Origin of the sequence: Microcoleus sp. B7-D4, assembly GCF_036705125.1 — a bacterium.
Taxonomy (GTDB): Bacteria; Cyanobacteriota; Cyanobacteriia; order Cyanobacteriales; family Microcoleaceae; genus Microcoleus.
Genome location: NZ_JAUBTT010000084.1, coordinates 28,930 through 37,770, shown reverse-complemented (window position 1 = coordinate 37,770; position 8,841 = coordinate 28,930). Strand labels below are relative to the sequence as shown.

The window sequence follows — 8,841 nt, the reverse complement described above, 5'->3', positions numbered from 1 at the left end:
GTCTCTTTTTATGCAAGCTTTGCTTTTTTCTCTCCGTAATTTCCGATTGTGACAGTTGAGGGTGCGGAATGTGGGTTTGAATGGTAAAACTGGCGATCTCACGCATATTGACCGTTATGAGGTGACTGTGAAACTAGATTCGCGAGGAGACGAGAGATTGATGTGGCCCTATGTTGATGTTTGGTGGCAGGATATTAAGGCTGCTAGCGAACAGAAATCGCAGTAATTTATATCGTTTCCGCTGGCATCGGAATAATAAAATCGAGTCAACACTTAACACTCAACCATTCAGTTTTTCGACCCAGAGTCAACAGTCAACAGTCAACAGTCAACAGCCAACAGTCAACAGTCAACAGTCAACAGTCATTAGTCAACAGTCAACAGTCATGATGAGTGCAACCGGAATTGATATCAGTCACTATTTAAAGCTGGTGCTGTTCCTTCCACAGGTCGAATAATGACCGGTTTATTAGTAGATCGTTGCTGAAAAAGTGCCTTGAGTGCCAAGTCAAGACTTTCTGCCATGACGATGCGGTTTTCGTAGGCAGCAATAACTCTGATTAAAGTTGGCAAGCTATTGCGTTCGGCTTCTAAGTAAAGAGGTTCCACATACAGTAAAGATTGTTCAATGGGAATTACTAATAAGTTTCCTTGAATGGCTTTGGAACCCTGGCGATTCCAGAGAGATATTTGTTCGGAAATAACCGGATCTTGGTTAATTAAAGCTTCTATTTGTTCCGGGCCGTAAACTAATCGCTGTTTGGGGAACAGATACAGCAGCAATTTTCCGTACTCGCTACCATCCGATCGCCCTGCAATCCAAGCAATTAAATTGTTACGACTTACTGGTGTAAATGGCAGCAGCAAAATAAATTCTTCGGCTTTTTCAGTTGGCAGCTTCATAATCAAATAATAGGGTGATACGGGCTGCTGTTCGCTGCCATAAATTTCATTGGGAACTCGCCACAAATCCTCCCGATTGTAAAATACTTGCGGGTCTTCCATATGATAAGTTAGCAAGCGTTCTGATTGAATGCTCAGCAAATCTACAGGATATCTGATATGTTTGCGGAGAGCCGGAGGCATTTTGTCAAGGGGTTTGAATAGTCCGGGAAAGATAGCCATCCAACTGTTAATAATCGGATCGGAGGGATTGGCAACGTAGAAGTCAACAGACCCGTTGTAGGCATCAATCACTACTTTAACGGAGTTGCGGATGTAGTTAAACTCATGATTGCCGGGGTCAGAATACGGATAGCGATCGCTCGCTGTATAGGCATCGATAATCCAGTAAAGATAGTTGGGAGATTTATCAGTGGCCGAGGGTGAAGGTTTAATCTCGTTGCCATTTTCATCTTTTTCTTTTTCTATATCATCATTGCTAAGATTGGCGTTCGCTACTACTAAATACGGGTCAGAATCGTAGCGCAAAAAAGGAGCTATAGCCCGGACTCTTTTATTAATATTTCGACGGTACAGCAATTTAGTTTCTGGCGTAAAATTGCGCGTCAGTGCCATTTGCCAATTTTTGAGATAATTAGCAAACAGCCAGCGCCGCCACATAGAACCGATCGCAATTCCGCCCCTACCGCTGTAAGTATTGTAAACATTGTCTTCGCCGCTGGGATAGTCGAATTCTTTGACTTTTGTGGGCGCCATCGCTTCTGTATCGGTGATTTCGCCGTAGTAAATTCGCGGGTAGCCGATCGGAATACTGGCCCGAATTCGATCGCTGGTTACTTCCAAAGCCGTCTCCCCTTCCTGGGCTGCAACTCCAATATCTTTGACGAAATAATCGGGTAAACCGCCGACACCGACTGTATTTACCGGAGAAAGAGTAAAGCCGTAACCGTGAGTGTAAATCAGGTGTTTGTTCACCCAAGTTTGAGCTTCGGGGGCAACTGCCGTGTAATCTAATTCCCGCGCTGCCAGAAACACTTGTTGGCTTTCAGAATCTCCCTTTTTTGCTTTTTCATTTTTGATTGTGTAGCGCTCTATATCGGCATCAGGAAATGTATAATAGGGTCTAATTTGCTGTAACTGTCGGGTGGTTTGCAGCAGCGGCTGCTTGTCCCACAGCCGGATGTTGCTAATAGTAAGTTTATTTTTTTCTAAGTCGGCATAAGTAAGTTTTCCGGCGGGATCGAAAGTTTTTATTTCTATATTGTTGAGGTCAAAGGCTTCTTGAGTAAAGGCAATACTGCGCTTAATGTAGGGCTTTTCCCTTGCTAATTCGTTAGGTTTAACTAGGAGTTGCTGCACAATTGTTGGCAGCAGCCAAGTTCCCAACAAGCTTAAAGTTAGCCACGCTATAATAATCTTTTTTATGAGTTCATGTTTTATTTTGAATGGGTAAACTTGCCACAGCATCAAAACGGCGATCGCCCCCGCCAAAAAACTCAAAAATCCATACCAGGGCAGCCGTACCGTTACGTCAGCATAATTCGCCCCGTAAGTAACGTCTCCCCGCGAATACAGCAATGCGTAGCGCCCCAGCCAGTAGCGGAATGCAACAGCTAGCATGGAAGCTGCACCCAACCCGTACAAGTGCCGCTGCTGCGATCGAGAAAACCCCCAAAATCTCCCTTGACTCAGACTATTTCCCGATAGCAAATATGTTAAAGCACAAGATACTAAACTGTACAAAAATACAACTGTCAGCCCGAATCCTAGCAAATCTAAGATTGGCAAAATAAATACATAAAAGCTAATATTTTGATGGAAAAGAGGGTCGGTTGTGTTAAAATTAATAGGGTGAAAATATTGCAAAACATTTGTCCAGCGACTGGTGGCAATCAGCCCGATCGCCAAACTGAGAAAAAGGGCGATCGCCCGCAGCCAAAAATCAGGCTTAATTACCACAGCTAACATTGTCCCCAGCAGCAAGCCTAACTGCCACCAGCGAGAAAATAGCTGCACCGCCCCATGCTGGATTGACTCAATTCCCAACTGCACGGGCGGTGCAGGTAAATTGTCAGCTATACCGAAATAGGCGATACTGCTTGCAGCTAACAGCCCGCAGTAAATTGATGTCAAAGCTGCGATCGAACTCAATCCGAATACCGCCAACAGCAGCCAGGAAAAGGTTATTTGGGATTTAGCAACAGGTAATTCGTAATTCTTCCCAGTTTTGTTCGCCTTCAGTGAAGCGAATAGCGCCTCCGCAACCGGCGATTTCATTTCCTCTACGGGATGTTGGAGGCGGCGGGCTAAAGCCAAATTTCCCAGCAAAAAGACAGAAGAAACAGCAATTGCGATCGTCCCCAGCAACCCTTGAGTTTTCAGCTTTAACAGAAAAACCTGAAGATATCCAACTTCCTGAAACCAGAGAATTTCTGCCGAAATGCGGGAGGCAAACTCAACAACCAGCCCTAGCCCCGCAATCAGTAGGATTATTTGATAAATTCGCCTATTAGTCATTAGTTATTAGTCATTAGTTATTGGTGGAATGATAACTGATATCAGGTTCGAGCAATTTACCCTCCCGAATGATGCTTTTGCCGCAAGGGTTGGAGGCATTTTTATTCATGGTAATTTACCGGACATAATATGACTCCTGCTTTCGGGTCAACTGACTAATGACTAATGACCAATGACTAATGACAAACTAGCTGTACTGCTGATTGACATCCACATCCAAATTAAACAGTGTTTGCAAAGTTTGCATCGCTTGCCGCCGCGCCTCAATATCCTGCTGAGCGCGCAACTGTACCATCGGATCGTGCAAAATCTTATTCACAATCCCCCTGGTTAAAGATTCAATCACATCTTGATGTTTCTCCGAAAATTCCGAACCCAGACGCGATAAAGCTTTTTCTAACTCTTGTTCCCGAATCAATTCTATCTTATCCCGCAAACAGCTAATAGTAGGAACAGTTTCCAGACTGCGCCACCAGAGATCAAAAGCCTCTACTTCCTGTTCCAGCAAGCCCTGAGCTTCCATTGCCATTTTGCGGCGGCTTTCGTGGTTTTGAGCTACCACTGCTTTCAAGTCGTCTACATTAAACGATCGCACATTAGCGAGTTCGTTCGCATCTGAGTCAATGTTGCGTGGCACAGAAATATCCACCAACATCAAAGGGCGATTCGGGTCTAAAACCGCTTCCAATTTAGCTTTATTTAACAGCGGATCGGTAGCTGCCGTACTGGTAAAAACCAAATCAGAAGCGGCAATTACCTGCATCATTTCCGAGAGCTGATACAGGTGCAATTGAGCATCTTTAAACTGACCGGCCAACTCCAGCGCGCCCCGCACAGAGCGGTTAACGATCGAAATATTGCTAGCTCCTTTTGAGAGCAAATGCTGTACCAAAAGCCGCGACATTTTGCCAGCACCGATAATCGCAATTTTGCTGCTTGCTAAATGCTGACCCTTCATTTGAGCCAATTCTGCCGCCGCCGAACTAATCGAAACTGCACCGGTACCGATGCTAGTTTCCGTGCGAACTCGCTTCCCTGCTGTGAGAGCTTGCTTGAACAAGCGCTCTAAAATTCTGCCTACACCTTTGTACTGCTGAGCGAGTTTGTGAGTTTGTTTTACCTGAGCCAAAATTTGTCCTTCTCCGAGCACCAAACTGTCGAGGCCAGAAGCCACTCGCATCAAGTGCATCACCGCATCTTCGTGCAGCAAAATAAACAGGTGAGGGCGCAAAGACTGCACATAAACTTTACTGCATTCTGAAAGGAACTGAATAACCTCTCGCACTCCCGGCTCCGATTCGCTGGTAACAATATAAATCTCTAAGCGGTTGCAAGTGCTGAGGATGGCAACCTCTTGAATGTGCGGGTAGCCGCGCAATTGGGCGATCGCGGCTTCAACTTTCTGTTCTGGAATGCTCAGTTTTTCGCGAACTTCTACCGGCGCTGTTTTGTGGCTGAGACCTACGACTGCAATATTCATATCTGTGATTTGTCACTATTTCTTTCTTAGTTGTTAACAGTCACCTGTTATTAGTTCTTAGTTTATCGCTAATTGCTAATCATCGGTGACTGTTAACATTTAACTGTTAATTGTTAACATTTAACTGTTAACCCCTAACTAATCACTAATTCAATTGCAAAGATTTCGGCTGGTCAAACATATGGATTGTATCCACAAACCGAGCAGTTTTCGACTGAGAAGAAATTACCAAACTTTCAGTGCGAGCGCCGCCGCCAAAGAAGCGAACTCCATTCATCAGCGTTCCGGGAGTAATCCCGCAAGCTGCAAACAGAACTGTTTCTCCAGATGCCAGCTCTTCAGCATTGTAAATCTTGTCTGGGTCTGTGATGCCCATGTCTTTCAGGCGGGCGATATTGCTCTCTTTGCTTTCACCGATCAAACCAGTTTTTACAACAGCCGGATCGTAAATTAACTGCCCTTGGAAGTGACCGCCCAAGCAGCGCATTGCTGCTGCGGAAATCACACCTTCCGGTGCTGCACCAATACCCATAAGTGCGTGGATGTTGGAACCAGAAAACGCGCAAGAAATTGCTGCCGAAACGTCGCCGTCGCTGATCAGCCGAACTCTTGCACCCGCTGCCCGAATTTCATTAATTAAATCTTTGTGTCGGGGGCGATCCATGACCACCACCACCAAATCTTCAACACCGCGGCCGAGACAATCAGAGATAATTTTGAGGTTTTGAGTCGGCGTTTTGCGAATATCTACATGATTCTTAGCAGCCGCCGGAGCAGCCAATTTGTTCATGTAGAAATCCGGTGCCGCAAACAAACCACCTTTTTCAGAAATTGCCAAAACTGCCATCGAACCGTTTTGACCGTAAGCCACCAGGTTAGTACCTTCGCAGGGGTCAACAGCGATGTCAATTTCGATCAATTCATCTAGGTTGCAGACATCTTTGGCATCTTCGCGGGTACAAATACCTACTTGTTCCCCGATGTAAAGCATCGGTGCGTCATCGCGCTCGCCTTCGCCGATCACGATGCGGCCGCGCATATGAATTTTGTTCATGCGCTCCCGCATGGCTTCTACAGCCACTCTGTCAGCTTCATCTTTTTCGCCTTTGCCCATCAAGCGAGCGGAGGCGATGGCTGCCTGCTCAACTACTTCGATGATCTCTAAACCGATTACATTGTCCACGAACTAGATCCTCCCAACTGCTGATGCGTGCCTTGTGCTATTTTGCACTCCCAGCCATCAAGTTTATCAGAGGCGGGGATCTGTGCGAGCGCAAGCAGTTGGTTAGTTTGTGTTAACTTTTGCTTCTTTGAGACTGGGGCTGGAAAATCTGAGTCCCACAAGCTCAAAGATCGATCGCCCCAATACTTCACTCTTGCTTGGAGGATCGCACGCTAGCCCCGTCTGAGGGCTAAATCGCGGAGTCCAGAGGCTCATGGGCAGCGAGCGGCTGTTTCAGGCAACTTGTCATCGCGAGTGCCGTTAAAGGTTTTATGATTAGTTTGCGATCGCACGATTTCTCAGAAACCTGGTTGCTAACCCGGAATTTATCGTTACTAAACCCAAAATTTTGGTAGAAACCGGGTTTGTGAGGGTAAGTCCTAATGATGATCGCAAATCAAATGGACAGCCCCAAATCGGGACGCAGTAGACTTTATCAGCGGGAAGGAATAAACAATGATGATGAAAGCCCAAGACATTATGACCACAGATGTTGTTACCATTCGCGGTTCAGCAACGGTAGCTGAAGCGGTGGCGATGATGAACGATTTGTGTTTGCGCGCGTTGATTGTGGAACGTCGCCACGAACAAGATGCCTATGGCATTGTGACAGAAACGGATATTGTCTATAAAGTAGCAGCCTACGGAGTAGACCCGAAAAAAGTCCGCGTCTTCGAGATTATGACCAAACCTTGCATTACGGTCAATCCCGACTTGGGCGTGGAATACGTGGCGAGGTTGTTCGCCAATACCCGCATCCGCCGGGCGCCGGTGATTAAGGACGAGCTAGTGGGCATTATTTCGGTCACGGATATATTGACAAAAAGCGATTTTCTTGAGAAGCCGAAGAGTGTTTTATTTGAGGAACAAATCGAACAGGCGATCGCGGATGCCAGAACTATCTGTGCCGAAAAAGGCGCTACCTCTAGAGAGTGCGCGGTAGCGTGGGATATTGTAGAAGAAATGCAGGCAGAGGCTTCTCACCAGCGATCGATGAAGCTTGAAAAAACGGCTTTTGACGAGTATTGCGAGGAAAATCCCGAGGCTGCTGAAGCGCGGATGTACGATAGCTAATTTAGTTATTAGTCATTAGCCATTAGTTATTAGTTATCAACTCTTATTTAGGGATTGATAACTAATAGCTAACGATCGGAAATAGCTTTTTTTCTTCGAGATTCACGAAAAACAAAAAGATTAAGTGTTTGGCCCAGGCATACAAAACACGTTCAGCTTGTTCCCCTCAATATCCCGAAAATATCCCGCATAAAACCCCGGCAACACGCCTCTTGGCCCTGCCGCTCCTTCATCCTTAGCCCCAAGTTCGATCGCTTTGTTATAAACTAAGTTGACTTTTTCGGGACTGTCAACTTTAAGAGCTATCATTACTCCATTGCCAACAGTTGCTGTGTTACCATCATAGGGTTTTGTAATAGCAAGTGCTGGTAGATCTGGAGAAAGACCCCATGCGATAAATTGGTCGAATTCTATGAATCGTCGAGCGCCAATTTCAGCAAGCAAAGCATCATAAAACTTGGCTGCACTTTCAATATCGTTGGTACCTAGTGTAACGTATCCGATCATATTTTTTGTCTTCTAACTGATGTTAAGGTTTAAAAAATGTTTGAGCAAATAACAACTGAGTTAAACTGATCTTGAGAAAACCCAAGCTACAACTCAAACATCATTTTACATCATAACTCAAACTATCGCGGTTTTGTCCGCTGCAATGATTTATTGCCGATCGCTAATACATTCGGGAGTGTCTCTACTTGGACTGTTGACGATCGCACTTACGGCCTTTGCTTTCATCGCTTCGGAAGCATAGGGTTTTAACAAGGGCAAAACTTCCTGAGCATTTTTAACAGCAGGATCTAGCCACTGTTCCCAATCGCTGTCGGGGAGAATCACTGGCATTCGATCGTGCATCGGGTGGACTGTTTCGTTAGCAGCGGTAGTAACTATAGTGCAAGATACAATGTTTTCTTTTTCAGGAGATTCCCAATTTTCCCACAAACCGGCAAAAGCAAAAGGTTCGCCGTCTGCCTTTTGAAAATAGTAAGGCTGTTTGTTCTTTCCCTGCTGTTGCCATTCGTAGAAACCGTCAGCGACTATCAAACATCGCCTGTGCTTGATGGCGCTGCGAAAAGCAGGTTTTTCGGCTACAGTTTCCGATCGCGCGTTAATCATCTTGCTGCCTATTTTCATGTCTTTTGCCCAACTTGGAATCAGCCCCCAGCGCATAAATTGAAAATGTCGCTGCATTTTTTCTGGTTCAACTGTTACTGTGGCAACTGATTGAGTTGGGGCGATATTGTATCGCGGTTTGATATCGGGAACTCCCGACAGTTTGAAGAATTCGGCGATGATTTGACCTGAAGTAGTTAAAGTGAATCTTCCGCACATAATTTTATAGTTGTATTAACGCGGTTTTTACCGATTCCGGCAGTTCGACAGTCGGGTAATCCGGCAGTCCGGCAGGGGTTTAAACCCCTGCCTCAAAGCTAAAGTCGGTTTAAACCGACTGGAAATATGATCTCTATATCTATCTATTTTAGTCCTCTTTTAGAGGACTTTAGCTATGAGACAGGGGTTTTTAACCCCTGTCGGATTGTCGGACTAAACCGGGCGGGACACCCCACAACAAAATTCATTCTTTGTGGAACAGGCATCTTGCCTGTTCTTGCGGGACACCCCACAACAAAATTCATTCTTTGTGGAA

7 protein-coding genes are annotated in these 8,841 nt (G+C 45.6%); 2 read left to right on the top strand and 5 right to left on the bottom strand.

Annotation, left to right across the window (positions count from 1 at the left end; all coding sequences use genetic code 11):
- Positions 1–76 precede the first annotated feature (76 nt).
- Complete coding sequence (locus tag QUB12_RS27910) at positions 77–226, top strand: hypothetical protein (RefSeq protein ID WP_333309346.1); 150 nt, start codon at positions 77–79, stop codon at positions 224–226.
- A 185-nt stretch (positions 227–411) separates the two neighbouring features.
- Here the strand turns inward: QUB12_RS27910 and QUB12_RS27905 are convergent, their stop codons facing one another.
- The 3 genes from QUB12_RS27905 to glpX form a co-directional block, all read right to left on the bottom strand.
- Positions 412–3,420, bottom strand: a complete 3,009-nt coding sequence (locus tag QUB12_RS27905) for a UPF0182 family protein (RefSeq protein ID WP_333143436.1) — start codon at positions 3,418–3,420, stop codon at positions 412–414.
- Between the two features lie 187 nt (positions 3,421–3,607).
- Positions 3,608–4,900 (bottom strand): glutamyl-tRNA reductase, encoded by a 1,293-nt coding sequence (locus QUB12_RS27900; protein ID WP_333143435.1) that lies wholly within the window; start codon positions 4,898–4,900, stop codon positions 3,608–3,610.
- 145 nt (positions 4,901–5,045) lie between these two features.
- Positions 5,046–6,083, bottom strand: a complete 1,038-nt coding sequence (gene glpX / locus QUB12_RS27895; protein ID WP_333143434.1) for a class II fructose-bisphosphatase — start codon at positions 6,081–6,083, stop codon at positions 5,046–5,048.
- 495 nt (positions 6,084–6,578) lie between these two features.
- Between glpX and QUB12_RS27890 the strand changes: the two genes are divergently transcribed.
- A complete protein-coding gene (locus QUB12_RS27890) occupies positions 6,579–7,196 on the top strand; it encodes a CP12 domain-containing protein (RefSeq protein WP_333143433.1) in 618 nt (205 codons plus the stop codon).
- A gap of 120 nt (positions 7,197–7,316) precedes the next feature.
- On the opposite strand, the gene QUB12_RS27885 is transcribed toward QUB12_RS27890, so the two are convergent.
- Positions 7,317–7,703 carry a VOC family protein gene (locus QUB12_RS27885; RefSeq protein WP_333143432.1) on the bottom strand — a complete coding sequence of 129 codons (387 nt, stop codon included), beginning with the start codon at positions 7,701–7,703 and terminating at the stop codon, positions 7,317–7,319.
- A 150-nt stretch (positions 7,704–7,853) separates the two neighbouring features.
- Positions 7,854–8,525, bottom strand: a complete 672-nt coding sequence (locus QUB12_RS27880) for an SOS response-associated peptidase (RefSeq protein WP_333143431.1) — start codon at positions 8,523–8,525, stop codon at positions 7,854–7,856.
- Positions 8,526–8,841 lie beyond the last annotated feature (316 nt).